At 57.4% G+C, this 26525-nt stretch carries 26 protein-coding genes; 14 read left to right on the top strand and 12 right to left on the bottom strand.

The window, feature by feature from the left end; translation table 11 throughout:
- Window positions 1–256: 256 nt before the first annotated feature.
- The 5 genes from ACCC96_RS23575 to ACCC96_RS23555 form a co-directional block, all read right to left on the bottom strand.
- Window positions 257–1651: an undecaprenyl-phosphate glucose phosphotransferase gene (locus ACCC96_RS23575; protein ID WP_019649512.1), complete on the bottom strand. Its 1395-nt coding sequence runs from the start codon at window positions 1649–1651 to the stop codon at window positions 257–259.
- A gap of 497 nt (window positions 1652–2148) precedes the next feature.
- The gene (locus ACCC96_RS23570) at window positions 2149–2817 is read right to left on the bottom strand and encodes a winged helix-turn-helix domain-containing protein (protein WP_413697045.1); all 669 of its coding nucleotides are present in this window, start codon (window positions 2815–2817) and stop codon (window positions 2149–2151) included.
- A 38-nt stretch (window positions 2818–2855) separates the two neighbouring features.
- Window positions 2856–3611 carry an EAL domain-containing protein gene (locus tag ACCC96_RS23565; protein ID WP_258673016.1) on the bottom strand — a complete coding sequence of 252 codons (756 nt, stop codon included), beginning with the start codon at window positions 3609–3611 and terminating at the stop codon, window positions 2856–2858.
- A gap of 12 nt (window positions 3612–3623) precedes the next feature.
- Window positions 3624–4352: a winged helix-turn-helix domain-containing protein gene (locus ACCC96_RS23560; RefSeq protein WP_413697044.1), complete on the bottom strand. Its 729-nt coding sequence runs from the start codon at window positions 4350–4352 to the stop codon at window positions 3624–3626.
- A gap of 609 nt (window positions 4353–4961) precedes the next feature.
- The gene (locus ACCC96_RS23555) at window positions 4962–5375 is read right to left on the bottom strand and encodes a VOC family protein (protein ID WP_007934186.1); all 414 of its coding nucleotides are present in this window, start codon (window positions 5373–5375) and stop codon (window positions 4962–4964) included.
- A 247-nt stretch (window positions 5376–5622) separates the two neighbouring features.
- On the opposite strand from ACCC96_RS23555, the gene ACCC96_RS23550 reads away from it, so the two are divergent.
- Window positions 5623–7434, top strand: a complete 1812-nt coding sequence (locus tag ACCC96_RS23550; RefSeq protein ID WP_019581993.1) for an ABC transporter ATP-binding protein — start codon at window positions 5623–5625, stop codon at window positions 7432–7434.
- On the opposite strand, the gene ACCC96_RS23545 is transcribed toward ACCC96_RS23550, so the two are convergent.
- Window positions 7435–7950, bottom strand: coding sequence for a methylated-DNA--[protein]-cysteine S-methyltransferase (locus tag ACCC96_RS23545; RefSeq protein ID WP_096480759.1), 516 nt, complete (start codon window positions 7948–7950; stop codon window positions 7435–7437).
- Between the two features lie 152 nt (window positions 7951–8102).
- Between ACCC96_RS23545 and ggt the strand changes: the two genes are divergently transcribed.
- Window positions 8103–9830 carry a gamma-glutamyltransferase gene (gene ggt / locus ACCC96_RS23540; protein WP_413697043.1) on the top strand — a complete coding sequence of 576 codons (1728 nt, stop codon included), beginning with the start codon at window positions 8103–8105 and terminating at the stop codon, window positions 9828–9830.
- 262 nt (window positions 9831–10092) lie between these two features.
- Window positions 10093–10626, top strand: coding sequence for a cysteine hydrolase family protein (locus ACCC96_RS23535; RefSeq protein WP_413697042.1), 534 nt, complete (start codon window positions 10093–10095; stop codon window positions 10624–10626).
- A gap of 77 nt (window positions 10627–10703) precedes the next feature.
- On the opposite strand, the gene ACCC96_RS23530 is transcribed toward ACCC96_RS23535, so the two are convergent.
- Window positions 10704–10994 carry a DUF3630 family protein gene (locus tag ACCC96_RS23530; RefSeq protein WP_413697041.1) on the bottom strand — a complete coding sequence of 97 codons (291 nt, stop codon included), beginning with the start codon at window positions 10992–10994 and terminating at the stop codon, window positions 10704–10706.
- 143 nt (window positions 10995–11137) lie between these two features.
- Here ACCC96_RS23530 and ACCC96_RS23525 point away from each other — a divergent pair, with 143 nt between their 5' ends.
- The 5 genes from ACCC96_RS23525 to ACCC96_RS23505 all read left to right on the top strand — a co-directional run bounded on the left by ACCC96_RS23525 (window position 11138) and on the right by ACCC96_RS23505 (window position 16914).
- Window positions 11138–12160, top strand: coding sequence for a response regulator transcription factor (locus ACCC96_RS23525; protein ID WP_413697046.1), 1023 nt, complete (start codon window positions 11138–11140; stop codon window positions 12158–12160).
- Window positions 12161–12300: 140 nt separating this feature from the next.
- Window positions 12301–14166 carry an amidohydrolase gene (locus tag ACCC96_RS23520; RefSeq protein ID WP_413697040.1) on the top strand — a complete coding sequence of 622 codons (1866 nt, stop codon included), beginning with the start codon at window positions 12301–12303 and terminating at the stop codon, window positions 14164–14166.
- 36 nt (window positions 14167–14202) lie between these two features.
- A complete protein-coding gene (locus ACCC96_RS23515) occupies window positions 14203–15615 on the top strand; it encodes a purine-cytosine permease family protein (RefSeq protein ID WP_413697039.1) in 1413 nt (470 codons plus the stop codon).
- Window positions 15616–15783: 168 nt separating this feature from the next.
- Complete coding sequence (locus tag ACCC96_RS23510; protein WP_018928249.1) at window positions 15784–16437, top strand: peroxiredoxin; 654 nt, start codon at window positions 15784–15786, stop codon at window positions 16435–16437.
- Between the two features lie 24 nt (window positions 16438–16461).
- A complete protein-coding gene (locus ACCC96_RS23505; protein ID WP_413697038.1) occupies window positions 16462–16914 on the top strand; it encodes a GNAT family N-acetyltransferase in 453 nt (150 codons plus the stop codon).
- Between the two features lie 235 nt (window positions 16915–17149).
- Here ACCC96_RS23505 and ACCC96_RS23500 read toward each other — a convergent pair whose 3' ends face one another.
- On the bottom strand, window positions 17150–18010 hold the full coding sequence (locus ACCC96_RS23500) for a CAP domain-containing protein (protein ID WP_258673025.1): 861 nt from the start codon (window positions 18008–18010) through the stop codon (window positions 17150–17152).
- A gap of 248 nt (window positions 18011–18258) precedes the next feature.
- Here ACCC96_RS23500 and ACCC96_RS23495 point away from each other — a divergent pair, with 248 nt between their 5' ends.
- The 3 genes from ACCC96_RS23495 to ACCC96_RS23485 all read left to right on the top strand — a co-directional run bounded on the left by ACCC96_RS23495 (window position 18259) and on the right by ACCC96_RS23485 (window position 20532).
- Entirely contained in the window at window positions 18259–19071 is an 813-nt protein-coding gene (locus ACCC96_RS23495) for an AraC family transcriptional regulator (RefSeq protein WP_413697037.1), read from the top strand.
- A 94-nt stretch (window positions 19072–19165) separates the two neighbouring features.
- Window positions 19166–19540, top strand: a complete 375-nt coding sequence (locus tag ACCC96_RS23490; protein WP_413697036.1) for a cupin domain-containing protein — start codon at window positions 19166–19168, stop codon at window positions 19538–19540.
- 170 nt (window positions 19541–19710) lie between these two features.
- A complete protein-coding gene (locus ACCC96_RS23485; protein WP_305411871.1) occupies window positions 19711–20532 on the top strand; it encodes a MinD/ParA family protein in 822 nt (273 codons plus the stop codon).
- A gap of 48 nt (window positions 20533–20580) precedes the next feature.
- On the opposite strand, the gene ACCC96_RS23480 is transcribed toward ACCC96_RS23485, so the two are convergent.
- From ACCC96_RS23480 to ACCC96_RS23470, 3 genes are all read right to left on the bottom strand, one after another.
- On the bottom strand, window positions 20581–21066 hold the full coding sequence (locus tag ACCC96_RS23480; protein WP_413697035.1) for an adenosine-specific kinase: 486 nt from the start codon (window positions 21064–21066) through the stop codon (window positions 20581–20583).
- A gap of 48 nt (window positions 21067–21114) precedes the next feature.
- Window positions 21115–21618, bottom strand: a complete 504-nt coding sequence (locus ACCC96_RS23475; RefSeq protein WP_413697034.1) for an SLATT domain-containing protein — start codon at window positions 21616–21618, stop codon at window positions 21115–21117.
- Between the two features lie 97 nt (window positions 21619–21715).
- Window positions 21716–22279 (bottom strand): histidine phosphatase family protein, encoded by a 564-nt coding sequence (locus ACCC96_RS23470; protein WP_413697033.1) that lies wholly within the window; start codon window positions 22277–22279, stop codon window positions 21716–21718.
- Window positions 22280–22443: 164 nt separating this feature from the next.
- On the opposite strand from ACCC96_RS23470, the gene ACCC96_RS23465 reads away from it, so the two are divergent.
- Window positions 22444–22845, top strand: a complete 402-nt coding sequence (locus ACCC96_RS23465) for a DUF1801 domain-containing protein (RefSeq protein WP_413697032.1) — start codon at window positions 22444–22446, stop codon at window positions 22843–22845.
- Window positions 22846–22851: 6 nt separating this feature from the next.
- Here the strand turns inward: ACCC96_RS23465 and ACCC96_RS23460 are convergent, their stop codons facing one another.
- Window positions 22852–23775, bottom strand: coding sequence for a LysR family transcriptional regulator (locus tag ACCC96_RS23460; protein WP_019649489.1), 924 nt, complete (start codon window positions 23773–23775; stop codon window positions 22852–22854).
- 137 nt (window positions 23776–23912) lie between these two features.
- Here ACCC96_RS23460 and ACCC96_RS23455 point away from each other — a divergent pair, with 137 nt between their 5' ends.
- On the top strand, window positions 23913–24968 hold the full coding sequence (locus tag ACCC96_RS23455) for a tartrate dehydrogenase (RefSeq protein ID WP_007935426.1): 1056 nt from the start codon (window positions 23913–23915) through the stop codon (window positions 24966–24968).
- Window positions 24969–25075: 107 nt separating this feature from the next.
- Complete coding sequence (locus ACCC96_RS23450; RefSeq protein ID WP_413697031.1) at window positions 25076–26452, top strand: dicarboxylate/amino acid:cation symporter; 1377 nt, start codon at window positions 25076–25078, stop codon at window positions 26450–26452.
- Window positions 26453–26525: the final 73 nt, after the last annotated feature.

The raw sequence follows: 26525 nt of genomic DNA, 5'->3' as shown, positions 1-26525 counted from the left end.
TCGCTATATCCCCTCTCCAGCAACACCTCTTTTGCCACTCCATCCGGCATATGTTCCGTAATGCAATCTGTAGCAGCAGCCTCGCAGGCTCGACAGCTGCTACGGGCGAACGCAGCCGTCGGTAGCTACTAAAAAACAGAGGGCGAATGGGGTGAGGCGGGGAGAGAGGCTCCGGGCAGTCAGAGATCTGACTGCCCGGACTGCGGCTCAGTTAGCCACAAGCTGAAGAACAGGCGGGGGGGGCGAATCGCAGCGATTAATAGATGTCCTTTGAAAAGAGCGTAAAGGGCGTCTTGATCAGGATCTTGATGTCGAGCCACAACGACCAGTTGTTGATGTAGTTGAGGTCGATCTCCACGCGCTTTTGCATCTTGTCGAGGGTCTCGGTTTCGCCACGGCAGCCACTGATCTGGGCCAGCCCGGTGATGCCCGGTTTGATTCGATGGCGGGCCATGTAGGCCTGGATCTTGCCGGTGTAGTAGTCGTTATGGGCAATCGCATGCGGTCGCGGCCCGACCAGCGCCATATGGCCTTGCAGTACGTTGAAGAACTGCGGCAGTTCATCGATGGACGTGCGTCGAATGAAACGGCCAACAGGGGTAATGCGTGGGTCTTCACGGCCGGCCTGGCGGACTTGATGGTCGTCGTGCAGGCGCATGGAGCGGAATTTCCAGACCTTGATGATCTTGCCGTTCCAGCCGTGCCGTTCCTGTTTGAAAATGATCGGCCCCGGGGAGGAGATCTTCACTGCGACGGCGATCACCAGCAGTAGTGGACTGAAGGCGATCAGCGCCAGGGCGGCGAGACCTCTGTCCAGCAGGGTCTTGCTGAGCGCCGCTGTCGGGTAACTGGTCAGCGGGCTTTCATTGAGGTGAATGGCGGGCAGGCCATCTAGCTCGCTGACGGAGTGATTGAGCAACGTCATGCTGCCCAGGTCGGGAACCCAGACCACATCCACATTCGAGTCGAGAAGGTCGATGTACAGCGCTTCGACCTGTTTGGCTTCGCTCAAGGGCAGCGCGATGTACAACCGCCGGACATCGTGCACCCGGATCAGCTCGCGTAGCTCCTGCAACTGGCCCACGATCCGGTGGGTATTGATGTTGGTCGACAACTCATTGGGTCTTGAGCTGATCAGGCCGACCAGCGGCGGATACTCGGTTTTGGCCAGTTTGTCCGCCAGATTCACCGCCAGTTGGTCGGTGCCGATGATCAGGGTGTTGTTTTGGCTGTGCAATTGCCGGTGGTAGTGCCTGGAAAAACTATGCAGAGGCAGGTACAGCAAGGCCTGCACGCAATAACCTGCCACAGCCCAGACCATGATGATTTCCCGGGAGAACAATTCGCTGGTCTTGCTGAGAAAGCCAATGCTGGTCATCCCGGCCAGCAGCAGCAGCCATCCCAGCAGCAAGCGTCCCAGGCCGGAGAGGTATCCATGTTGCTTGTGATAGACCAGCAGCAGGGAGTAAGAAGGGACCGAGCCCAGGAAAGTCAGCACGGCAAGCACACGATAATGAGCTTCGATTTCTCCTGTCTGGTACAACGCCAGAGCAAATAACAACGCATTGACCGAAGTGATGGCAATTATCCATTGCCCCCAGAAGGTCAGTCCTTTGGATATGCTGTTTCGATTAATACGATTATGTACCATCGCGGTGTCCCTCGGGCGTGCGCCACGTTGTGTATCAGTCGACGGTTAATAAATGGCAGCCGCGCGCAAAGGCTGAGCGAGCGCAGTTCGGTCAGAGATTATTTTTATTATTGGAAGGGAATAACGCGGGCTATGGCTGGCCATCCGAATGTTGTTTTCAAGTCAGCTGATACGGTTGTCTCAGTGTCCGGTTTTTATACTAGTACCTTAATCTTTGTGGGTGTCTGACGAATTATAACGGGCGCCACTTCCAGCGCCCCTGTTATAAAAGGTCGTGCTCTTTTATTTGGAGGGCATCGCTAAATCATCTATAAAATTGCAGCATTCCGATGAGCGCTTGCCCGCCATGCCATGGGGAGGGAGATGGGCAGGAGCTATGGAGAGAAATATGTGCGAGGGACAGGCGGCGGGAAGTACGAGGTGAGGTGGTTAGGCAGTCAAGCGGTATCGGGTGGGTCGGAAAATCGCATTTATTATTATTGTTTTTGCGATCTCTCTCAGTATGCGATTCTGATCCTTTGTGCCAGGCAATAACCACGGTTTCTGACCGAGCGAATCAGGCGTTCCCCGTTGGCGGCAGTCTTGAATTTTTTTTGTAGTCGGCTCAAGCACATTTCAAGGCCGCTGTAATTCTCCGGGTCTTTATCGATGCGTAGAATAAGATCGTTCTTGCTGAGTACCCGTCGATCACTGATGACCAGTTGGGTGAGCATTAACGATTCGGTGCCGGTCAATGGGATGGTTATATCTTCCTTGATTAATGTTCTGTCGTCGGCATTAAACCACCAGATGTCGGGGTTACCCTGCGACTCTTTAATCCGGCTGACTGCAGAGATGAACTCTTCGTCTGCCACCGGTTTCTTGAGAAAGCCATCAACCCCGAAGTGCGAGAAGTGATGAAGTTCTGAATGCTCCGAGTTGGGAGTAATGAGTATGATTTCCGCATCTTTTTGATTTTTGCGGATAAAGCTGACATCGCTCAGCGATATATCGGCCTGGTCGAGCAGGATGTGCGTGAATCGACTCTTTCGGATGCGTTCGCTGCTGAGTTTGCCAGATTCGATTTCAAAAGATAGATGCAGGCGTTGTACGAGAAGCGATTCTATAGCTTGTCGTGCCAGTTGATCTCGGGTGAAAATTAGAAAGCTGTTGTTTGGCGTATTCACAATAAGGCTCCTTCCTAGTTTGGTGAAATTTTTTAAGCTTAAATAACCTCGGTAGGCGAGTAGTACCTCCCCTGGAAAAAATCGAAAGGCATGCTGCGGGCCAGTGTGTGCAGTGCTTTGTGCTCGACCCGGTCCGCAATGAACCTGATCTTGCTGTCATGGATCATGCTGCTCAGGCAGTCGTAAGACCTGTTGAAAAAGTCCTGACTGTTATCGACCATGATGTCGAAATTGGACCGGGTCAGGTCCACTTTTATGTAATCGAACAGCTTCGGGCTGATCAGTTTTTCAGCGCTGTCATCGCTTAAGTCATAGCCATCGAAAGCGATCTCGATCCCGTTGTCCTTCAATAAATGAATGTGATTGATAATGGTTCTTTTTTCTTTGAGATTGAACGAAAGGAGCGAACTGCCGTTAATGCTGGGGATTAACTGTTGTTCATGCTTCTTGAGTGTCGTTTGAGCGTCGTTCAGTTCTCGGATGAACGCTTTATCCAATAACGCGGATTGGTTCATGGTCACGAATAATTTATTGGGTGTCTGTACGGATGGGGACGACGTGGCCTCGATCTGTGAAAGGGCATTTAATTGGATCCGCATCAGTACTTCACGATAAATCGCCAGTGGGTGATCGGGATGCAATGGCTGATACCCCTTGTTCAGAGGTGTCTGTTGTTTGGTCGCTTTGGCATAAATCTCACTGCCGAACAATTCATCGTTTCGCTTGAGAATTGATTGCCTGAAGAAAACCATTGCGAAGTTATCTTGCACGGTATATTGCCTGCTGGACTCCATCGTTTAGTCCCTTTAAGAATGAAAGTTTGCTTGCTTTACTGAAACGACTCCTCGAAGCAATCGATAGCCATAACCGCGAACACTATGAATGATGTTAATGCCGAAGTGCTTTTTGATTTTGTTTCGAAGTCGGCTTATGGATTTCTCCAGAACACGTGAGTCATAGAGCTTGATGTTCAAACCCATGGATTCGGCCATGGAATCATGGTGCAGGATATTACCTTCTGCATTGATAAGTGCATCCAGGGCTTTCATTTCCTGATAAGCCAGATCCAGTTTGAATTCATCGTTGTATAAGTGCAGGCATGTTTGGTCCAGGGTCAACTTAATGGAGGGCTGCCATTCAGGTGTTTCGAGTAACTCTGAAATTAACCTGGCTTTTTCATCCTGGTCGTTAGGTACATTGATACAATGATCTGCACCGGCCAGGTAACATTCAATTTTGGTTTGCGGAGCGCGAAAATTGATTGCAACGATAATGGACAGTTCTGTTGGGCTCGTACGTAATTTCTTGATGAGCGCCAGGCAGTCATTAAGAATAGAAGGGCTTTCAATGTCGATTAGTACGGCATCGTGGGCTTGAGTTTCGCTATCTGGGTTTAATGGGTTTGTGTAATCTAATGTATATATATGCGTGAGATTGGGTGCAAATAACTGTCGAAGTTTCTCTGCCGAGCGCCAAGTGCGCCCAATAGCGAGAATACCCCTCTGGCTATTTTCGATCTTGCTCTCAGTACTCATCGTGCAAATTACTCATATGTGCTGGCGTTGCAATCTTAATACACAAAATACTGAAATTATCTGACTTTTTATAACATTTTGAGCTTGTCAGCAGGTGCCATTCCATTGCCAGTAGTTTCAGTTGAATCAATGACATAGCCAACTGAGGAGGCTTTAGCCAATTTGATTTTTTGATATCCGATTTAGTTGGTGAGCGCCTTTGCGTCGGACTAGGCCCTCTAGGTTGACTTTTCTATGATCAACACTGAAGCGTGGCTGATCCGCGGATCGGGCTACAGAACGAGGCATCACAGAGAAGTCTTGCGTATAAATTGTGCGGAAGTCCGCATTTTTGATTTCTGGAGTTGATTTATAAGGATATTCCACGGTGTTCTATGGCAGTTTGGGTGCGCGCTCGAAAGGCGTCAGTTCAACTGTCGCCTCTTTTTAGGGCAAATTCGAGCGGGGGGTATATTAATTGACTCCTTTTACATTATATTTGTAATATTTTATGTCAAGAGCTGATTTTGTGAACAGTGTAGTTATTCCGTCTAGTGATTGAATACAAAAAGCCAAGATTGATATTAAATGGCCATTATACTTAAGTATTAGTCTAAGGGGGAGGTCCGTTCATTGGTCTTTTTCGCAATTAATCATCCATGACACGCCAAACCGATCGACCAGCATCCCGAAGCGTGCCGCCCAGAACGTTGTCTCCAATGGCATCTGAATACTCCCGCCTTGCACCAATGCCGCAAACACTCGCTCTGCCTCAACGACACTGTCGACATTCAACGACACCGAACAACCACTCATGCCGGCGCTAGGGCGATCGGGTGTGGTATCCGACCCCATGATCGACTGATCCCCGACCAACAGGCGCGTATGAATGATCAGGTTGTGGCAGTCCGCTGGCACATGGTCGCGAGCCGGAGTTTCGCCGAAGGTCATCATGACTTCGATCTGGCCAGGCAGGCTTTTGGCGTAGAAGTTGAAGGCATCCTGGCAGTCGCCGTTGAAGATCAGGTAGGGATTGATTTTCATGTTCTGCTCCTGGTGATGGAGTGGGGCACATTGGTTGGACGTTCAGGTTCGTCTGCCAATCCCGATAGGCATTGACTCCTCATAGCAAAGCGCTAAAACGTGGTGAGCGACGATACTTTTTTAGATGTTTTTCCTATGGGCGAGGCGAGGCTTATCGCTTCATATCCACGTAAAGTAGGCGTCGCTCATTCCACATACCGTATGACCTGCCGGGCCCCTTTACATCCGCCACCGAGTCCATCGCCCTATGCCTGTCCTTACCCGTTTCGCCTCTTTGCTCGACCAGGCGAGGCGTGCCTTGCTGCTGGTCTGGGGAACGTCCCGCGGGCTGTTTCTGGGGTTGGTGCTGGCGACGCTGATCGCTGGTGTGCTGCCGGCACTGGCAGCCTGGTTGGGGCAGCGGATTGTCGACGCGGTAGTTACCGCGATGCAGTTGCACGCGCAACAGGGCAGCGCACCGTTGTGGCCGGTCGTGCGCTATGTGCTGTTTGAAGCGGGCGTGCTTGCATTGCTGTCCGGGACGCAGCGCGCGCTGTCGGTGCAGCAGTCGCTGTTGCGGGTGCAGTTGGGGCAGAAGGTCAACACGATGATTCTGGAGAAGGCCCAGACGTTATCGTTGGTGCAGTTCGAGAACTCCGAGTTCTACGACAAGCTGGTTCGGGTGCGGCGCGAGGCATCGACCCGGCCATTGGCGCTGGTGATGAAGTCGCTGGGGCTGATCCAGAACCTGATCGTGTTGATCAGCTTTGGCGTGTTGCTGGTGCATTTTTCGCCTTGGGCGCTGGTGCTGCTGGTGGTCGGGGCGTTGCCGGTATTCTTTGCCGAAGCGCATTTTTCCGGGGATGCCTTTCGGCTGTTCACGCGCCGGGCACCGGAGAGTCGGCAGCAGAACTACATCGAGACACTGCTCTCCCATGAGGGTTACATCAAAGAGGTGAAGCTGTTCGGCTTCGCGCCGCTGTTGTTGCAGCGTTATCGGGACACGTTTGCTCGTCTCTACGCCGAAGACCGGCGCCTGACATTGCGTCGCGATGGCTGGGGATTTGTGCTGGGACTGCTGGGCACCGCGGCGTTTTATCTGGCCTATGCGTGGGTCGTGGTCGATACCGTTCACGGCAGCATCAGCCTCGGGCAAATGACCATGTACCTGGTGCTGTTCAAGCAAGGGCAGACGGCGGTGAGCAGCAGCTTGAGCGCGATCAGCGGTCTCTATGAGGATGGTCTTTACCTGTCGAGCCTCTATGAATATTTGGCTGAGCCGGTGGTGGCCGATGCCGGAAGCCTTACCGTGGGTGCGGTGCCCGGCGATGGGTTGCGTTTTGAGAGTGTCGGTTTCCGTTATCCGGGGGCGAGCCGCGCTGCTTTGCAGGGCATCGATCTGCATCTGTTGCCCGGACACAGTGTTGCGCTGGTGGGGGAAAACGGCTCGGGCAAAACCACGCTGATCAAGTTGCTGACTCGGCTGTATCGCCCTGATCAGGGCCGCATTCTGTTAGATGGCAGTGATTTGCAGGCTTGGGAAGAAGAGGCGCTGAGACGGCGCATCGGCGTGATCTTCCAGGACTACATTCGCTACCAGTTCTCTGTCGGCGAGAACATTGGTGTGGGCGACACCCTGGCGTTCAACGATGAAACCCGTTGGCAGCAAGCGGCCGCCGAGGGTATGGCTGCGCCCTTCATCGAGCGTCTGGATCGTGGTTACGCCACGCAATTGGGGCGGTGGTTTGCCGGTGGACAGGAACTGTCCGGTGGGCAATGGCAAAAGATCGCCTTGTCTCGCGCCTACATGCGCCGCGACGCCGATATCCTGATTCTGGATGAACCGACCTCGGCCCTGGACCCGGCGGCGGAGGCTGCGGTGTTCGAGCATTTCAGCCAACACACTGAAGGGCGCATGACGTTGCTGATTTCTCACCGCTTCTCCAGCGTGCGCAATGCCGACCACATCATCGTGCTGGACCAGGGGGCGATCCTTGAGCGGGGCGATCACGACAGCCTGGTCGCGGCGGGTGGGCGTTATGCGCAGTTGTTCAACGTGCAGGCTCGTGGTTATCGATAATCAGAACAAATCACCCATCCTGCCGGCCCCCGACCATTCACAGCCTTCCAGCGTCAGCAACCGCTCTTTCGCCTCAAGCCCCCCGGCAAACCCCGTCAATTTCCCCGACGCACCGATCACCCGATGACACGGCGCGACAATCGATATCGGATTTTTGCCGTTGGCCGCGCCCACCGCCCGAACCGCGCTGGGATTGCCGATCTGCCGGGCTATCTCGCTGTAGCTGCGCGTCTCGCCAAACGGAATCGTCAGCAACGCCTGCCACACCTGCTTCTGAAAATCCGTCCCGGCAAAGTCCAGTTCCAGCTCGAAATGATTACGCGTGCCGGCAAAGTATTCCCGCAACTGTTGTGCGGCGCGTATCAGGATCGGGTTGTCCGCCGCTTCACTCATCGGCCCCAGTCTTACCCGGCCGGGTTTGTCGTTTTCCCAGAGGATGGCCGCCAGACGCGTGCCTTTCGCGACCAGCTTCAACTCGCCGACCGGCGACGCCAGGGTGGTAAATGTGTAGGTCATGCCGGCGGACTCCGCACACGTGCTGAACAGGGGCCCAGCATACTGCCTCGCCGGGGAGGCGCAATACGCAATAGCAGCCATACTTGCCAACTGCTTTTGAACCGTTCCCTCTGTTTTTCCACAGAGCCTAAAAACAAAAAAGAGACCGACCCATGAAGTTTGAACCTTTTGCCAAATTGCTCATGGCGACCTCATTGGCGTTGAGCTGCCTGACGGCTCACGCGGCCTCCGTTGCCCCGGTCGCGGCCGAAAATGGCATGGTCGTCACCGCCCAGCATCTGGCCAGCCACGTCGGCGTCGATGTCCTCAAGAATGGCGGCAACGCCGTCGATGCAGCGGTGGCGGTGGGTTATGCGCTGGCGGTGGTGTACCCCGCTGCAGGCAACCTGGGCGGCGGCGGTTTCATGACGATTCAATTGGCGGACGGGCGCAAGACCTTCCTCGACTTCCGTGAAAAAGCGCCGCTGGCCGCCACGGCCGACATGTACCTCGACAAGCAGGGCAACGTCATCCCTGATCTCAGCACCCGCGGCCACTTGGCCGTCGGCGTGCCGGGCACTGTGTCTGGCATGGAGCTGGCGCTGAAGAAATTCGGCACCAAACCCCGAAAGGAAGTGATCGCCCCGGCGATCAAGCTTGCCGAAGATGGTTTTGTGCTGGAGCAGGGCGATGTCGATTTGCTGGAGTACGCCACAGACGTCTTCAAGAAAGACATGCGCGACTCGGGCTCGATCTTCCTGAGCAATGGCGAGCCGATGCAGGTCGGCCAGAAACTCGTACAAAAAGACCTGAGCAAAACCCTGCGGGAAATTTCCGAGAAGGGCGCCGACGGCTTCTATAAAGGCTGGGTGGCCGACGCCATCGTCACCTCCAGCCAGGCCAACAAGGGCATCATCACCCAGGCCGACCTCGACAAATACCAGACCCGCGAACTGGCACCCATTGAGTGCGACTACCGCGGCTACCACGTGGTCTCGGCGCCGCCGCCAAGCTCCGGCGGGGTGGTGATCTGCGAGATCATGAACATCCTCGACGGCTACCCGATGAAAGACCTCGGCTACCGCTCGGCGCAGGCCATGCACTACCAGATCGAAGCGATGCGCCATGCGTATGTGGACCGCAACAGCTACCTCGGCGACCCGGACTTCGTGAAAAATCCGATCGCCCATTTGCTGGATAAAAACTACGCGACCAAAATCCGCGCTGCCATCGATCCGCAAAAGGCCGGCGTGTCCCGCGAACTCAAACCCGGCGTAGCGCCTCACGAAGGCAGCAACACCACCCATTACTCGATCGTCGACAAATGGGGCAACGCGGTGTCGGTGACCTACACCCTCAACGACTGGTTCGGCGCCGGCGTGATGGCGAGCAAAACCGGGGTCATCCTCAACGATGAAATGGACGACTTCACCTCGAAAATCGGCGTGCCGAACATGTACGGCCTGGTGCAGGGCGAAGCGAATGCCATCGCCCCTGGCAAGGCACCGCTGTCGTCCATGAGCCCGACCATCGTCACCAAGGATGGCAAAGTAGTCATGGTCGTCGGCACCCCCGGTGGCAGTCGCATCATCACCGCAACCTTGCTGACCATCCTCAACGTGATCGACTACGGCATGAACATCCAGGAAGCGGTGGATGCGCCGCGTTTCCACCAGCAATGGCTGCCGGAGGAAACCAACCTGGAGAACTTCGCCACCAGTCCGGACACCAAGAAGATGCTCGAAAGTTGGGGGCACAAGTTTGCCGGCCCGCAGGACCCCAACCATATTGCAGCTATTCTGGTAGGTGCGCCTTCGCTGGAAGGCAAACCGGTGGGCAAGAACCGCTTCTATGGGGCGAACGATCCACGGCGCAATACCGGGCTGTCGCTCGGTTACTGAAACAGGCGATCATCGGCCACCCCGACTCCCTGGGTGGCCTCGATCCCGGGTAGCAGCTGCCGAGCCCGCGAGGCTGCGTTCGGCTGCGTAGCAGTCGTAAAGTCGGTTAGCCACGTTCATTCGGGCAAACCGCATTCGCTGATATGGCGAGCGCTGCGCGCTCGAACGCAGCCTCGCAAGCTCGACAGCTGCTACACCGGCTACATAGGCTAGAAGGGAGTTGAAATCCATCGTTCCAGCGACCTGTCTAAGGAAGGAAGCCATGAGCACCGCACTCCTGATCATCGATGTCCAACGCGCGCTGTGCACCGGCGAGTATGAATGCTTCGACATCCAGCGCGTCATCGAAACCATCAACGGCCTCAGCACCAAAGCCCGAGCCGCCAATATTCCGGTCATCCTGATCCAGCACGAAGAAGAGGGCGACCTGCTGCAATACGGCGCCGAAGGCTGGCAACTGGCCGACGGCCTGAAGACGTCACCCCAAGACCTGCGCGTGCGCAAAACCACTCCGGACTCGTTCTACCAGACTCACCTGCATGAACATCTGCAAGAGCTGGACGTCGACCGCTTGATCATCTGCGGCCTGCAAACCGATTACTGCGTCAACGCCACGGTCCGTGAGGCTTTATCGCGAGGCTATGACGTGGTGCTGGCGGCCGACGCCCATACCACGATCGACAATGGCACGATGAGCGCCGAAGACATCATCACCGAACACAACAAGGATCTGGCGCATCTGACCGGTTCCGTGGCGCGGATCGATGTCGTGCGGGCCAGCGAAATTAATATCTGAAAGCATCGGTGGTTACTGGATGTATTTCCCTCTCGCTTCAAATAAAACGGGTGCCGATCATGGCGCCCGTTCTTTGTTCAATCCGCTTGTAGCCGCCGTACCACCGCCTGAAAACGCTCCGACGCAATCCAGTCCGGATCCGCGTCCCCCACCAGCAGCATGATCCCCAGGTAGTGTTCCAGATGCAGCGTAATCGTCTGCCCCTCGACGGCCAGGTCCCAATAACGCTGGTCCAACCCATTGATCTGTGCCGTCCAGGTCCCGCCCAGCCCTCGTGCCAATTCACTGGCGATGCGATTGAACAAATCCCGGTCGGATGTCTGCGAGAGATAAATTTCCCGTGGTGGCGGGGGCGACGGATCAGTCATGTTTTGCTCCTAGAGAATGAACGTGACTTTACGCTTCCGGCGATATGTGTGGCGAGCGAGCTTGCTCGCCTGGAGGTGGACGCCATTACCGCGCCTATGGCATGGTCGAAATGACAGGCCATGCAGCGAGTGAGATCAGCACGATGGAGGAGGGTGATGAGGTCGGCGCCAAGACGTCGATGGCAACGCTGAGAGCATTCAATCATTGCGTGTTGCACCTTGGTCGCCTTGCTCGGGATCGCGGTGCATCCGGGTTCATCGCCGAAGGCCTGCAGGCATTCCGTGAACTGCTGCCCTTCGCTTCCGCCTGGTGGGGTGAGATGTCCGCGTCGGACGTTGATGCTCCGCCCAGAAGCTGGATGCACGGGCGAATCAATCTGCCCGAGTCGTTTGCCGCCGAATGGCACAAGAGTGCGGGCAGCGACAGATTTTCCCATGACACCCTGAGTCGACCCGGTGAGGTCGTGCGTGACAGCGGGTTCACCGACCCCGATGCAGACGTGGACGCGTTCGCTCGGCGCCACGCCCTCTACCACCTGATGTGCATCACTTTCGAGTTACCCGAAAGCGGCTTGATGTTCTTCGTCTGTCTCTACCGAGGCATTGAAGCTCCGGCGTTCAACGACAGTGAGGCGGAGCTGTTTTCGGCCTTCTGCGACCATCTGTTGCAGCTCTGGCGATTTCAGGTGCAGGACATGATTCGCTTCGACACGGGAAACGGGGCGTCTGACTTTGGCGTCGCGCGCATGGACGGCAGCCTGCTGTACGTGGGGGCCACACTGTGCGCAGCGATTGAGCGTGAGTTGCCAGGGTGGGGCGGTTCAATGCTTCCCGCGCAGGTGATCGCGCAACTGCCAAAGGTACCCTGCGTGATGCGTCTGGGCCGCTGTGCACTGACACTGAGCCCTAACGCCGAGCACGTCATCCTGTCGCTCGAAGCGCAGTCGCGGGGGGCGGTGCTTGCGCCTCGCGAGCGGACGGCAGCGATGCTGTTTGCCGCCGGTCATTCCTACAAGGAGATTGCCAAAATCCTTGCCTTGAGTCCCGCGACGGTGCGCACCTACCTGCGCAACTGCTACCTGCAGCTCGGCGTGAAGAGCAAGGTGGAGCTGGGTTCCGTGCTGCGTTCGCCGACCTCGTTTGCGGATGCAGCGCGTCGCGATTAGGTGCGGTCAAGTTGCCTCACCCTCCTCATTTGCAGAGGTCCATCCAACCGCTGCGCTCTATATCGTGTGCCCTGCATATCAGGGGCTTGCGGCAGTTCGTTCGGGCCACTTCCAGAACTATAAAAACAGAGGTGAGGCAGTTGAAACTTTCCCGTTTGTTTATGGCCGTTGCGACGACAACGGCATTTTCTTGCATGGCGCTGGTGGGGTGTCAGACACACGGTTCGACACCGGCTGACATGGTGATGCGTAACGGCTATGTCTACACCGTCGATGGCAAGAACTCCGTGCAGCAGGCGATTGCCGTCACGGGTGGGAAGATCGTTTACGTGGGCAGCGATGAAGGAGTTGCCGCGTACATCGGCACGCAGACGCAACTGATTGATCTGGCGGGACGCATGTTGATGCCCGGCTTCGTCGATGCACACATGCACCCGGGGGACGGCGGTCGCGCCATGACCTTGTGCGACCTGAAATACCAGACGATGACCCGTAAGGTTTTCCAGGAAACCATTCAGGCATGTCTGGATGCCGACGAGGATAAAGGCCCGGATGTCTGGCTTGAAGTGGGCAGCTGGGACCGCATGGGCATGACCGGGCTCGACGGCGATCCCGACAAATCAACGCTGGACGCGCTCAAGACCACTCGCCCGATCCAGGTCCGCTCCACTGACTTCCATACCGTGCTGACAAACTCCCGCGGCCTGGCGGTCGCTGGCATCAACAGGCACACGACCAATCCGGGGGATGGCAAGTACGTGCGTGACAGCGCCGGCAACCCGACCGGGATCTGCGAAGACGGTGCCGCCGATGCCATGGCCGCCGTGGTGCCGCCAGCCACCGACGCCGAGAAGCTCAACCAGACCCGCGCAGCGCTCGATGCCATGCGCCGGCAAGGCATTACCAGTTTCTTCGATGCCTTGTCGGGGCCGGAAAATGGCAAAGCGTTCACCACCTTGCAGCAGTCGGGCGAGTTGACCGCACGGGCCTTGCTGGCAATCAAACTCGACCCTGCCGCCGCCGCGGCAGACCCGGCGAAGACCATTGCCGAGGCCAAGGCATTGGCCAACACCTATGATCAGGGCGAAGCCAAAGTCGCGCCGGGGGTGAGCATGCGACACGTCAAATTGTTCATGGACGGCATCATCAACGCGCCAGCGGACACCGGGGCGATGTTGACCCCGTACCTGCGCAATACCGGCACCGATGCTGCGCCCAAGTGGACATCAGGCAACAACGTCGGCGAGCTGTATTTCCCTGCACAAGTACTCAATCCACTGCTGCTGAAGGCTGTCCAGGCCGGCCTCGATCCGCACCTTCACGCCACCGGAGACCGAGCAGTGCGCGACTCGTTGAACGGTATCGAATACGTGCGCCAGCAACTGCCGGGCAATGGCTTTCGTCCGACCATTACTCACGCCGAGTCGGTGGACCCCGCCGACTATGGGCGCTTCAAGGCGCTCGACGTGACTGCCAACATGTCCTTCCAGTGGGCCCAGCAAGCGCCGTCCACGGTCGATGGCACCAGCGAACATCTGGGAGCCGATCGCTTTGCCCGCATGGAGCCATCGGGCAGTATCAGTCGTGCCGGTGGCAGGGTGGCGTATGGCAGCGACTGGCCTGTCGACCCGCTCGACGAATTCCTCGCGCTGAAGATCGGGGTCACCCGTTCAGGCGATCCGCTTAACCCGCACAGCTATGGTCCCAAATATGCAGGCAGGTTGAATGCTGCCCCGGCGTTGTCGCGCGCTGATGTGTTGAAAAGCATCACGATGAACGCTGCCGAGCAGTTGCGACTAGACTCGGTCGTTGGCTCGATAGAAGTGGGCAAGTTTGCTGACGTGATCGTTCTGGACAAGAACTTCATGCAGGTGCCCGAGGATGAACTGGCCCGCAATGACGTGCTGCTGACGGTGGTCGGCGGCAAGGTCGTATGGGCCAAGGCGCCGTTCGTTGGTTTTGAACAACGGGCGGCTCAAGTAGCCGTTACTGAACAACAAAAATAAAAGCACGCGTCTACTCCATTAGAAGAGAACAAAAAAATGACCAAGGTCAGCGATACCCAGCAGCGAAGTCCCCTGATCGAGACACGTTCGATCGATTACATTCCCGAGGCCGAGCGCCATGGCAGCCTCTACAGCCAGTTCACCCTGTGGCTCGGCGCCAATCTGCAGATCACAGCGATTGTGACCGGCGCGCTGGCCGTGGTGCTGGGTGGCGATGTGTTCTGGTCACTCATTGGTTTGCTGATCGGTCAGTTGCTCGGCGGTGCGGTGGTGGCGCTGCACGCTGCACAAGGACCGAAGCTCGGGCTGCCGCAGATGATCTCCAGTCGCGTGCAGTTCGGTGTCTATGGGGCGGCGATTCCGATTGTGCTGGTGTGCCTGATGTACCTCGGCTTCAGCGCCACCGGTGCGGTACTGTCGGGACAGGCGATTGCCCAGTTGGTCCATGTCAGCGACAGCGCTGGCATCCTGATATTCGCCACCTGCATCGCGTTTCTGACCCTCTTCGGTTATCGGGTCATCCACTTGGTCGGGCGGGTGGCCAGCGTGCTGGGCATCATCGCCTTCGTCTATCTGTTTACGCGGCTGATGACGCTCAACGACATCGGTCTGTTGCTGGAAAACCGTCATTTTGGCTGGAGTACTTTCCTGCTGGCGGTGTCCCTTTCCGCATCCTGGCAGATCGCGTTCGGCCCTTATGTGGCTGACTACTCACGCTACCTGCCGAGCAAGACCTCGTCCTGGAAGACGTTCACCGCCGTAGGCTTGGGGACGGTGGTGGGGGCTCAGGCTTCCATGGTGCTGGGAGTGTTCGCCGCTGCGTTGGCGGGCGCGAATTTTCGCGGGCATGAAGTCGCCACCATCGTCGGGTTGGGCAGTACCGGCGTGATGGCCTCCCTGCTGTATTTGAGCGTGGTGTTTGGCAAGGTCACGGTGTCGACCCTCAACGCTTATGGCAGCTTCATGTGCGTGGCCACCATTATCAGTGGCTTTCGTCGTGGCTTCGAAATATCCGCCGGCAAACGCATGCTGTTTGTGCTGGCGATTGTCGGCGCGTCCACCACGCTCGCGCTGCTGGGGCAGTACTCGTTCCTGAGCACGTTCAAGTACTTCATCCTCTTTCTGCTGACGTTCTTCACGCCGTGGAGCGCGATCAATCTGGTGGATTATTACTTCATCAACAAGGAGCGCTATGACATCCCGGCGTTGTCCGACCCGGCGGGGCGTTATGGCCGTTGGAATGTGTTGGGGATCAGCGTGTATGTGATCGGTGTACTGGTCCAGTTGCCTTTTGTCGACACTCACTTCTACTCCGGACCAATGGTCGCGCAGCTCGGCGGTGTCGATATTTCCTGGATCGTCGGGCTGGTGGTGCCGGGCATGCTCTATTACTGGCTGGCCAGGACATCAGCGCTTGCGGTGTCGGTCGAGCGCAGTTCGCAGGCTTGAATGCCCGGTCATCAAAGGGGGCAGGGCGGGCGCGCGGCTAACTACCGGGTCCTCAAGCGTCTCCTATACTGATCCGCGTTGACGATTTAACACAGACACCGAATGCCGCCGGAACAGCAGCCAGCGTTCCGGCGACTTCCCTACGACTCAACAGTAAGGAGAACGAACATGGCAATCCGTATTGGCGACGAAGCACCGGACTTTACCGCTGAAAGCACCGAAGGCCCGCTGCATTTCCATGAGTGGATCGGTGACAAGTGGGCGATTCTGTTCTCGCATCCCAAGGACTTCACCCCGGTGTGCACCACTGAGCTCGGCTACATGGCGGGGCTCAAGCCGGAGTTCGATAAGCGCAACACCAAAATCGTCGGGCTCAGCGTCGACCCTGTCAGTAACCATAAGACCTGGGCCAAAGACATCGAAGAAACCCAGGGACATGCGGTCAACTATCCCATGATCGGCGACGAGAACCTGGTGGTGGCGAAGCTCTACGACATGATTCATCCGAATGCCAGTGGCGGCGCTCGGACTGCCGTGGACAACGCCACGGTACGTTCGGTGTTCATTATCGGCCCGGACAAAAAGGTCAAGGCGATGCTGATCTACCCGATGAGCGCCGGGCGCAACTTCGATGAAGTGCTGCGTCTGCTCGATTCTCTGCAACTGAACGCCAAGCACACCGTTGCCACGCCGGTGAACTGGCGTCCGGGCGAAGACGTCATCATTCCCACTTCGGTCTCCGATGAGGATGCCAGGAAGAAATACCCGGATGGCTTCAAGACGCTGAAACCTTATTTGCGCACCGTGGCGCAACCGAAGTAACCCCTCTGTTCGGAGACCACCCACATGGCCGTCCAGGTCCTGCGCGTTGATGCAAGCCACATCGACAAAGTCGCCAGTCTCTTCGACGCCTATCGAGGCTTTTACGGCCAGCCCTCGAACCTGATGCAGTCCCGCGATTTCATCGCAGAGCGCATCGCCAGGGATGAATCGGTGATTTTCTTCGCCGAGGACTCCACGGGCGAAGCGCTCGGCTTTGTCCAGTTGTACCCGACGTTCTCCTCCATCGATGCCCACCGCACCTGGTTGCTCAGCGATCTCTTCACCACACCTGCCGCCCGAGGCAAAGGGGTAGGGACGTTGCTGATGAACACCGCCCGAGCCTTTGCGCTGTTGACCGGCGCCAAGGGCATGGTGCTGGAAACGGCTACGGACAATCACCTCGCGCAACGGTTGTATGAGTCATTGGGCTATGTGCGCGATACGGGTTACTACACCTACTGTCTCGACTTGAAGTAGGCGCAAACTTGTGGAAACGAGCCTGTGTGGCGAGGGGGCTTGCCCCCGTTCGGCTGCGTAGCAGTCGTAAAACCATTGCATGCGGTGTACCTGATATACCGCGATTGCAGGTTTTGGGGCCGCTTCGCAACCCAACGGGGGCAAGCCCCCTCGCCACACAAGTCTGCGGTGTTCAAGCCCCAAACTGACTGACCCCAGCGCCAGCCATTTTCTATGGACGGTTCGAAACCCTCACTCAAGGCGCGCCAAACAGCATCGTCCAATAAACCCCTTTGTTGCTGCGCGAATCGCTGGCATACGCCGCGCCGACCTGGGTAAACATTGGGTTCATCAGGTTGGCGCAATGCCCGGGGCTGGCCAGCCAGCCGGACATCGCCTGGCTGGGCGAGCCTTGCCCGGCGGCGATGTTCTCGCCGATCTGCCGGCCGCGGTAACCGGCGGCTTTGGCGCGATCCGCCGGCATATCGCCGTCGGGGTCCTGGTGGGCGAAGTAGTTGCCGTAGGCCATTGCCTTGCTGTGCCCTTGAGCGGCGGCGCCCAAGGCGGGATTCCAGGTTAATGGCCGTGCGGCGGCAAAGCGTTGGCGCCCACACATGCGTGGCCTGGCCCTTGCCGCGTTGACCTGCGCCAGCAACGTCTTGCCCGCGGCGCGCGAATCGCCGATACGCCCGTCGAGTACCGGTTGCGCCAGCACCACCCGCCATTCGCTGCGGGCACGAGTGACGCCGATGTCGGCGTATTGGGTATCGAGCAGCGCCCCACAGTAATCGCTCTGAAGCATGTCGAACGCCTCATCGGCGTCTTGCGCGCCGACCAGGCGGATGGTCCGCACCGTTACAGCCTGATAGCCGTTAGCTTTCAACCCCTCCCGCAAGCCACCGCCATAGCCGATCGGCAAGGACAAGTCCGATTTCAGCGCCAGTGGCCGTAACGGCCTGACCGCACGCCCCGCGCAGCGGTCGGGATCGGCGCGATAGTCGTTAATGACTTCCACCAGTTGCCGTTCCCCACTGGCATGGGCGGGGCTGGCGAACAGCGGAAACAAAGGCATCAGGCACAGCGAAATAAAGCGGCAGCAGCGGACAGTCGGGCGCATGAACAGACAGCTCTGATGAGTTGACGACGATAAGGGTGGGATAAAGATGAGCAATAACCGCATGAGCGCTTCTTTGGGCGAGCGTCTTTTACGGCACGGCTATGACTGCGGGTCTCAAAACTGGTTCACGAGGGGAACAGACAAATTTGACGGCTACGCCGAGAGGGCTGATTCAGACGGGTCACGAGTCTGGGACAGCAGACGCTCGCACTGGTAACGTACTGACATCATTCGAGTGGTACAGGGACATGACTAAAACCAAGGGCGACAAGGATTGGGTCAAGCGCTCGGCTCAGCCGTTGAAGATAGAGCGCATCGAAGCTTTTTTTGGCGGCCATGGCTTTACGCCGCATCGCCACGATACTTACGCCATCGGGCGAACGCTGTCGGGTGTACAAAGTTTCCAGTACCGCAAATCCCAGCGTCACAGCCTGCCCGGGAAAACCATCGTCTTGCACCCGGACGAGGTGCATGACGGTGAGGCCGGTACCGAAGCGGGTTTTCATTACCGGATGATCTACATCGAGCCGGCCTTGATTCAGCAGGTGCTGGGCGGCAAGCCGTTGCCATTTATCGAGGGTGGCTTATCGAGCGACCCACGGCTGGGTGCCGCAACCCAGGTACTGCTGCAAAACCTCGACGTTTGCATCGAGCCCCTGGAAGAAGACGATGCCATTTACGATCTCGCACAGGCGCTGGATACGCTCTCTGGTCAGCGTGGGCGGCGCAAGTCATTTGATTTTGCAGCGGCCGAGCGCGCGCGTGCGCTGATTCATGACTCGCTGGATCGAGTCATTACCCTGGATGAGTTATCCCAGGCGAGTGGTCGCGACCGCTGGAGCCTGAGCCGTGATTTTCGGGCGCTGTACGGCACAAGCCCCTATCGGTACATGACCCAGCGCCGGCTCGACCTGGCAAGAGCATTGATGATTGGGGGCCACTCGATGGCAGAAGCGGCCGTATGCGCAGGTTTTTTCGATCAAAGCCACATGACGCGTCAATTCGTCCAGACCTATGGCGTCTCCCCCGGTCGGTGGCTGAAGAGGTTGGGCCTTGATTGAGCAGGGGCTCGGCCAACTTGCACAATCATGCAATACGCAGCGTTAGGTCATCCCTAGAGTCAGGGCTCGATATCTTGTCCCGAAGGTGACTTAAATGAATTCCCAGGCCTGTACCGCGATTAACTTTGCCGAAAAATATGCCTTGTTCAGCGAGCAATGGACGCCCAAGGTCATCGCCGAAATGAACGACTATCAGTTCAAAGTGGTGAAAATCGAAGGCGACTTTGTCTGGCATTCCCATGCCGATACCGATGAAACCTTCATCGTCCTTGAAGGCGAGCTTCGCATCGATCTTCGGGAGAGGGCCGTTGTGGTTGGGCGGGGAGAAATGTACGTCGTCCCCAAGGGCGTCGAACACAAGCCTTACGCTGAACGCGAGGTGAAGCTGTTGCTGATCGAGCCGCGAGGTGTGCTGAATACCGGTGATCAAGCCGGGGAAAGAACCGCAATGAATGATGTGTGGATCTAGACGTTTTGGTGGTTTTTGCCGGCCTTTTCGTTGAAACGATTCGATGGAGGCCGGCAGAATGCCTCTCGTCGGGAGATAAAGCAGCTATTGCGCGCTTTTCAGCTATTCTTGCGGCATCTGGAGAGTGCCATTACGTGCTGGCACACGATGCGCAGGGAAGGGAAAAACAAATGGATGATGTGCATTGCGTGCAAGTTATCGCTGTGACCGGCGGCAAGGGTGGCGTGGGCAAGACCACGGTAGCGGTCAACCTCTCGTTGGCGCTGGCGAAAATGGGGCGGCGCGTCGTACTGCTGGATGCCGATCTTGGCCTGGCGAATATCGATATTCTGCTGGGGCTGACTCCGCGCTACACACTGGCCGATGTTCTCGAAGGGCGGTGCGAGTTGTCCGAAGCGCTGATGCCAGGGCCTGGCGGCATTCGTGTGGCCCCGGCCTCTTCTGGTTTGCAGAACATGACTCATCTGGAGCCTGCGCAATACCGCGCGCTGATCCAGGCCTTTAGCGATATCGGCGACAAACTGGATGTGCTGATCATCGATACGGCCGCCGGTATCGGTGGCTCAGTGATCAATTTCATCCGCGCGTCTCAGGAAGTGCTGGTGGTGGTGTGCGATGAACCCACCTCGATCAGCGGCGCCTACGGGCTGATCAAATTGCTCAACCTGAACTACGGTCTGCAGCGTTTTCGCGTGCTGGCCAACATGACGGGCAGCCCGGCGGAAGGCCGCAATCTGTTTGCCAAGCTGGAAAAGATTACCGAAATGTTCCTGGATGTCTCGCTGCAATACGTCGGCGCGGTGCCGAACGACGAAAGTGCGCACAAAGCCGTGCAGAAGGGACGCGCAGTGTTTGAAGCCTTCCCTCGTTCCAAGTGTGCTCAAGCTTTCCAGGCCCTTGCTCACAACGTCGACAGCTGGCCATTGCCGACTCATCCGAGAGGGCACGTGGAGTTCTTCGTTGAGCAACTCGTGCAGAACTCCGGCAGGTGAGGCTGTCGACGGCGGCAGCCCATCGTTAGCTCAGCAGCGAAACGTGTTTCACAGCTTGTAGCCAATCTGCCGCAACAAATTCTTGCGCCACAGGATGTCTTCGTCGCCTTCAATGCCATTGGCACAGAAGCCATCCACGACGCCCAGGATCGCGCGTCCCTGTTCCGTCTCGGCAAGAATCACTTCGGTTGGATTGGCTGTTGCACAAAAAATGCGGCACACCTCTGGCACCATTTTGACGGCGTTCAACACGTTCAGCGGATAGAAACCGTCGCCGAGGAAAATGATGAAGCTATGGCCGGCGGCAATGGCTTGCGCGTTTTTCTGGGCCAGCTCGATCATGGCGGTATTGGTGCCAGACCATCGCACCAGGCATTTGCCGGAGGCTTCACAAAAAGCCACGCCAAACTGGATACCTGGCACGACGTTTATCAACGCTTCGTGGAGGTCTTCAACGGACTTGATGAAGTGCGTCTGACCAAAAATGAAATTCGTCGCTTCCGGTTTGTCGATTTTCAACGTGATGAGTTGCATCTCAAACGCCTCCTGTCACGATGTCGCGGACCGGCATCGGGCCTCTATTCAAGCCGGGACGATCTCCTGCTCCTCTGGCTGTGTCTCCGGGTGGATGCGAACATCACCCAGTCTCCTTATGGTTGACTTGGGCAAGGTCGGGGCATCCAGAAGAATCGAATCAATGCGCTTGCGGATGTCCAGCACGATCGGGCCCAGGGTAGCCTCGTCCTTGCCGCTGGCGATTTCGTCCTGAATCTCGCGAGACATCGCACCGAGCTTCTCGGAGGTGTCTTTATGCCCGGCAGCCCGGGTATCAAAGTTAAGGAAGGTCTGAACCGAACTCAGCACCAGGGTCAGCAGTGAAAGGATGCCGGCTGCATATTGGAGCCATGCTGGCGATGAGTCACTGATTGAACCAAAGACGCTGGCGCTGACTATCGCCGACAACACCACGCAAGGGATGCCCAGTTTCCAGCTGAACTTCTCGAAATCCCGGGCACTGATTTCGTGCTCGATCTGCAACCGCACGATCATGCGATTCCATTTGGTCAGTAACTCGAGCCGGCTCATGATTGCAGTCCTTTGCAGGGGAATACAGATGAATATTAGCTCCTATTTGACCACCAGCCAGGGCGCCGGGATTCAGTCTGTGGGCTGTCGTCGTACCTTAATGCGGTTTCATACGATAGGCCGTCGCGCTCCAGTACCGGTTACCATTGCTGGTATGGCGAATCCATCCGGTAGCCTCCAGGTGCTTGGCAATCATTCGATTCATTATTCCATGACCGAGCAGTAAAACGGGCCCTTCGTCGGCAAGGGATTGAAGCCGTTGAGCGGCCGTATTGGCGCGCATTCTGGCCTTACTGGCAGACTCGACCTTCCCCGAGAAACCGCACAACCATAAAACACGAAGAATAAATGCCCACGTAAACGGTGAAAGGTGCGGCAGTGTCCATCGTCCATGGGGCAGTTGCGCTTCGCAGAACATATCATCGACAAGGCCGGCTTGAAGGCCTAGTGCTCGAACCGACGTCAGCGCCCGGGGCGCACTGCTCGACACGATCATTTTGGCGGTACGCGCCAGCGCCACACTCGATTGTGGAGCGGGTTGGTCGATGATTTCTGACAGGTCGTATTGCTCGATCCAGCGTTTCATATCGCGCGCTGAAACTTTGTCTTGCACGGCCAGATCTGGCTGGCCATGACGCATCAAGATGATTTCCTTTTCCACTGTTGTTACGTCCTTGTTTTGCTATTCCGTGAGTGGTTGCACCCATCGGAGATTTGAAGGCAAACGACCCGTTTCGGGTCAAACTGCAACGCCTGCGTTGTAGTCCTGTCAGCGATACTCAAGAGGCGGGCGAGCGACAATCATTATGAAGAGGGATAACCACCATGAGCAAGGAGACGGCCGGTTCAAAGGACACTGAGGAGCAAGGCTCTGCCTCTACGCTGATCGAGGCGAAAATCAAGGCACTGGATGATTGGCGGGGCGAGACGCTCGCTCGGGTTCGAGCGCTCATCAAACAGGCCGACCCCGATGTGGTCGAGGAGTTGAAGTGGCGGGGCGTTCCGGTGTGGTCGCATGCCGGCATCATCTGCACCGGCGAGACGTACAAGAATGCCGTGAAGATGACGTTCGCCAAGGGCGCCTCGCTGGAAGACCCTTCAGGACTGTTCAACGCCAGCCTCGATGGCAACACCCGGCGTGCCATCGATATTCATGAGGGCGACCGGATTGATGAAACAGCCTTGAAGGCGCTGATTCGCGCCGCCGTGGCGTTCAACATGTCGTAGCGCCGTTCAGTCGAGCACAGATTCCGGTTCATCCAGGTGATCGATGTGCTTGAAACGCTCGACCAGAAAATCGATCAGGCTGCGCACTCGCGCCGACAGGTGCAACTGTTGCGGGTAGATGGCATAGACATCGGCGCGGGTCGGTGTCTGGTCCTCCAGCACCAGGCGCAAGCGGCCACTGCGCACGTAGCGGGCGATGTCCCATTCGGCCCGCAGCAGAATCCCATGACCTTCCAGCGCCCAATTGAGGGCCACTTCACCGTCGTTGCAGCCTAACGCGCCACGCACTTTTACATTTTGCGTGCGCCCGCCGTTGGTAAAGCTCCATACGCCGTAGGGCGTTTCGTTTTGCCGCAGGAAGATGCAGTTGTGTTGCTGTAAATCCGCCAGGCGTTGCGGCACGCCATGCTTTTCCAGGTACAGCGGCGAGGCGCAGAGCAGGCGGCGATTGGAGGCAATCTTGCGCGCATGAAAGGCCGCGTCCGGCAGCGTGCCAAAACGAATGCCCAGGTCAAACCCGTGAGTCGCCAGGTCGAGCGGGTGATCGCTGATTTCCAGCTGTATTTCCACCTCCGGGTATTGCGCGAAGAACGCGCCCAATGCCGGGCCGATGTAGCGACGACCGAAACCCAAAGACGCGTTGACGCGAATCAGGCCTTTCGGCGTTGCACGACTGCTGCTGATGAGCTGCTCGACCTCATCGATCTGCGTCAGGATGCGCGCGGCATGGGAAAAATACAGTTCACCTTCCGAGGTCAGGCTCATCGAGCGCGTGGTGCGGTTGACCAGGCGGATGCCCAGCCGTGCTTCCAGCGCGGTCAGGCGTTTGCTCACCGCCGGCGGGGTCACGCCCAGCTCTCGCGCCGTCGCCGCGAGGCTGCCTTTGTTGGCCAGCAGGTAGAAAAAAGACAAATCCAGGGTCTGGCTCATTGGTAACTCAAATTCATCTATGTAGTGATTTGGAGTAACTCACGCTCATTTGCTCACTACATATACTCCGCTCACACCCTGATTGAACACCCCCGTTCGACAGGCACAACAAGAACGTAACGAGAGTGGAGTTGATGATGAGCGCATACAAAATTGCTGCGGTTCCAGGTGATGGCATCGGCGTGGAAGTGATCGCCGCGGGCGTCGAAGTGCTGCAAGCCTTGTCGAAAAAGTCCGGCTTCGAACTGGCCTTCAAACACTTCGACTGGAACTCGGATAACTACCTGAAAAACGGCTACTACATCCCTGAAGGTGGCCTGGAAGAACTGAAAACCTTCGATGCGATTTTCTTCGGCGCGGTCGGTGCGCTCAACGTGCCGGATCACATTTCCCTGTGGGGCCTGCGCCTGCCGATCTGCCAGGGCTTCGACCAGTACGCCAACGTGCGTCCGGCCCGCGTACTGCCAGGGGTAAAAAGCCCGCTGCACAACGGTGATCAGATCGACTGGGTGGTGGTGCGGGAAAACTCCGAGGGCGAGTACTCCGGCAACGGCGGTCGCGTTCACCGGGGCCTGCCGGAGGAAGTCGCCACCGAAGTGTCGGTGTTCACCCGGGCCGGGGTCGAGCGTATTCACCGTTTTGCTTTCGAACTGGCGCGCAGCCGTCCGCGCAAGCACCTGACCATGGTCACCAAATCCAACGCTCAGCGTCACGGCATGGTGTTGTGGGACGAGATCTTCTACGAAGTCGCCAAGGACTTTCCGGACGTGAAGATCGACAAGGAACTGGTCGACGCCGTAACCACGCGCATGGTGCTCAAGCCGTCGACGCTGGACGTGATCGTCGCCACCAACCTGCACGCCGACATCCTGTCCGATCTGGCCGCCGCGTTGTCCGGCAGCCTGGGCATCGCGCCGACCGCCAACCTCAACCCGTCACGCAAATTCCCCTCGATGTTCGAACCGATCCACGGCTCGGCCTTCGACATCACCGGCAAAGGCGTGGCCAACCCGATCGCCACATTCTGGACCGCGGCAATGATGCTCGAACACCTGGGCGAAGCGGCCGCGGCGAAACAGCTGATGTCGGCCATCGAAGCCGTGACCGAAAGCGGTTTGCATACCCCGGATCTGGGCGGCACGGCCACGACCCGGCAGATCACCGATGCAGTCATTGCGTTGATCAACCGCTGATATTTTCCCCCGATTCAAAGTAGTACTGCGGCACAACGCCAAGGGGCAGATCGCTGAATCCGGTCCCTTGGCATTTCCTGACAACAATAAAAAATCAGGGCCCTGTCATGAAAAGAATATTTGGCAAACTCTACGTACAAGTGCTCATCGCGGTCATCCTCGGCGCCATTGTCGGGGTGTTCATTCCCGAGACTGGAGCTGCGCTCAAACCCTTGGGTGACGCCTTCATCAAACTGATCAAAATGCTGCTTGCCCCGGTGATTTTCCTCACGGTGGTGACGGGTATTGCGCGCATGGAGAACATGAAAGAGTTGGGGCGTGTCGGCTTCCGGGCGCTGCTCTATTTCGAAGTGGTGTCCACACTGGCGCTGGTGGTCGGCCTGGTCGTGGTCGATGTGTTCAAACCCGGCGCGGGCATGAACATCGATGTCGCCTCGCTGGATACTTCCAGCCTGGCGACCTACACCACGGCAGTGAAGCATGCGTCGTTCATGGACTTCGTGATGAACATCATCCCCGACACCATCGTGGATGCTTTCGCCAAGGGCAACGTCCTGCAAATCTTGCTGTTCTCCATTCTGCTGGGCGTGGCCCTGGCGCATGTCGGGCCGCGCGCAAAAGTGTTCGTCGACACGCTGGATAGCCTGATGCAAGGGATGTTTCGCATCGTCAACATGGTCATGCGTCTGGCCCCCATCGGTGCCTTCGGGGCGATTGCCTTTACCATCGGCAAGTACGGCTTCGGTTCGCTGTTCTCCCTCGGCAAACTGATGGCGTGCGTGTACCTGACCTGCGCGGTGTTCGTGATCTTCGTGCTCGGGCCGATCTGCCGTTACAGCGGTTTCAGCCTGTGGAAATTTCTGAAGTTCATCAAGGAAGAACTGTTCACCGTACTGGGCACCAGCTCTTCGGAATCGGTGCTGCCGCAGATGATTTCCAAGATGGAAAAGGCCGGCGTTTCCAAACCCGTCGCCGGGATGATCATTCCCTCGGGCTTGACCTTCAACCCGGACGGCCAGGCGATCTACTACACCATCGCCGCGATCTTCATTGCCCAGGCGACCAACACGCCGCTGACCCTCATGGATCAGTTGATCGTGCTGGCGGTGCTGATGTTCACCTCCAAAGGCTCGGCGGGGGTGACCGGTTCGGGGTTCATCATCCTGGCGGCGACGCTGTCCTCCCTCGGCACCATTCCGGTGGCGGGCATGGTGCTGTTGTTGGGCGTCGATCGGTTCATGTCGGAAGCACGCGCGATCACCAACACCATCGGCAACGGCGTCGGCACCATGGCTATTGCCAAATGGGTCGGCGCGTTGGACACGGTAAAGATGAACAAGGCGCTGAACGGGGAGGGCTCAGAGGAAAAACCCGAGATGGTTCAGGCGGACACTGTTGCTGTTGCGGCATCGACGCCAGCCGGCGCGATGGCCTCATCGCGATCAGGCTCGCTCCCGCAAGGGGCATATCTCGAGTCCAAGTAACCGGGGCCATGCAGCTCAAGAAATGTGTGCGGGCTTGTGTGGCGAGGGAGCTTGCTCCCGCTCGGCTGCAAAG

The organism is Pseudomonas sp. Pseusp11 (assembly GCF_047304405.1).
In the GTDB taxonomy this organism is placed as follows: Bacteria; Pseudomonadota; Gammaproteobacteria; order Pseudomonadales; family Pseudomonadaceae; genus Aquipseudomonas.
The sequence above is the reverse complement of the archived record's forward strand: the minus strand, read 5'-3'. Positions and strand labels throughout refer to the sequence as shown.

Bases quoted from the DNA above. Each gene is read 5' to 3' on its own strand.
- ACCC96_RS23545 (WP_096480759.1), bottom strand. From the start codon at position 7,950: ATGACCTACACATTTACCACCCTGGCGTCGCCGGTCGGCGAGTTGAAG.
- ACCC96_RS23565 (WP_258673016.1), bottom strand. From the start codon at position 3,611: ATGGAGTCCAGCAGGCAATATACCGTGCAAGATAACTTCGCAATGGTT.
- ggt (WP_413697043.1), top strand. From the start codon at position 8,103: ATGAAGTTTGAACCTTTTGCCAAATTGCTCATGGCGACCTCATTGGCG.
- ACCC96_RS23575 (WP_019649512.1), bottom strand. From the start codon at position 1,651: ATGGTACATAATCGTATTAATCGAAACAGCATATCCAAAGGACTGACC.
- ACCC96_RS23475 (WP_413697034.1), bottom strand. From the start codon at position 21,618: ATGAGCCGGCTCGAGTTACTGACCAAATGGAATCGCATGATCGTGCGG.
- ACCC96_RS23535 (WP_413697042.1), top strand. From the start codon at position 10,093: ATGAGCACCGCACTCCTGATCATCGATGTCCAACGCGCGCTGTGCACC.
- ACCC96_RS23480 (WP_413697035.1), bottom strand. From the start codon at position 21,066: ATGCAACTCATCACGTTGAAAATCGACAAACCGGAAGCGACGAATTTC.
- ACCC96_RS23495 (WP_413697037.1), top strand. From the start codon at position 18,259: ATGACTAAAACCAAGGGCGACAAGGATTGGGTCAAGCGCTCGGCTCAG.
- ACCC96_RS23530 (WP_413697041.1), bottom strand. From the start codon at position 10,994: ATGACTGATCCGTCGCCCCCGCCACCACGGGAAATTTATCTCTCGCAG.
- ACCC96_RS23450 (WP_413697031.1), top strand. From the start codon at position 25,076: ATGAAAAGAATATTTGGCAAACTCTACGTACAAGTGCTCATCGCGGTC.
- ACCC96_RS23490 (WP_413697036.1), top strand. From the start codon at position 19,166: ATGAATTCCCAGGCCTGTACCGCGATTAACTTTGCCGAAAAATATGCC.
- ACCC96_RS23465 (WP_413697032.1), top strand. From the start codon at position 22,444: ATGAGCAAGGAGACGGCCGGTTCAAAGGACACTGAGGAGCAAGGCTCT.
- ACCC96_RS23500 (WP_258673025.1), bottom strand. From the start codon at position 18,010: ATGCGCCCGACTGTCCGCTGCTGCCGCTTTATTTCGCTGTGCCTGATG.
- ACCC96_RS23550 (WP_019581993.1), top strand. From the start codon at position 5,623: ATGCCTGTCCTTACCCGTTTCGCCTCTTTGCTCGACCAGGCGAGGCGT.
- ACCC96_RS23560 (WP_413697044.1), bottom strand. From the start codon at position 4,352: ATGAGTACTGAGAGCAAGATCGAAAATAGCCAGAGGGGTATTCTCGCT.
- ACCC96_RS23455 (WP_007935426.1), top strand. From the start codon at position 23,913: ATGAGCGCATACAAAATTGCTGCGGTTCCAGGTGATGGCATCGGCGTG.
- ACCC96_RS23505 (WP_413697038.1), top strand. From the start codon at position 16,462: ATGGCCGTCCAGGTCCTGCGCGTTGATGCAAGCCACATCGACAAAGTC.
- ACCC96_RS23510 (WP_018928249.1), top strand. From the start codon at position 15,784: ATGGCAATCCGTATTGGCGACGAAGCACCGGACTTTACCGCTGAAAGC.
- ACCC96_RS23460 (WP_019649489.1), bottom strand. From the start codon at position 23,775: ATGAGCCAGACCCTGGATTTGTCTTTTTTCTACCTGCTGGCCAACAAA.
- ACCC96_RS23515 (WP_413697039.1), top strand. From the start codon at position 14,203: ATGACCAAGGTCAGCGATACCCAGCAGCGAAGTCCCCTGATCGAGACA.
- ACCC96_RS23485 (WP_305411871.1), top strand. From the start codon at position 19,711: ATGGATGATGTGCATTGCGTGCAAGTTATCGCTGTGACCGGCGGCAAG.
- ACCC96_RS23555 (WP_007934186.1), bottom strand. From the start codon at position 5,375: ATGAAAATCAATCCCTACCTGATCTTCAACGGCGACTGCCAGGATGCC.
- ACCC96_RS23525 (WP_413697046.1), top strand. From the start codon at position 11,138: ATGGAGGAGGGTGATGAGGTCGGCGCCAAGACGTCGATGGCAACGCTG.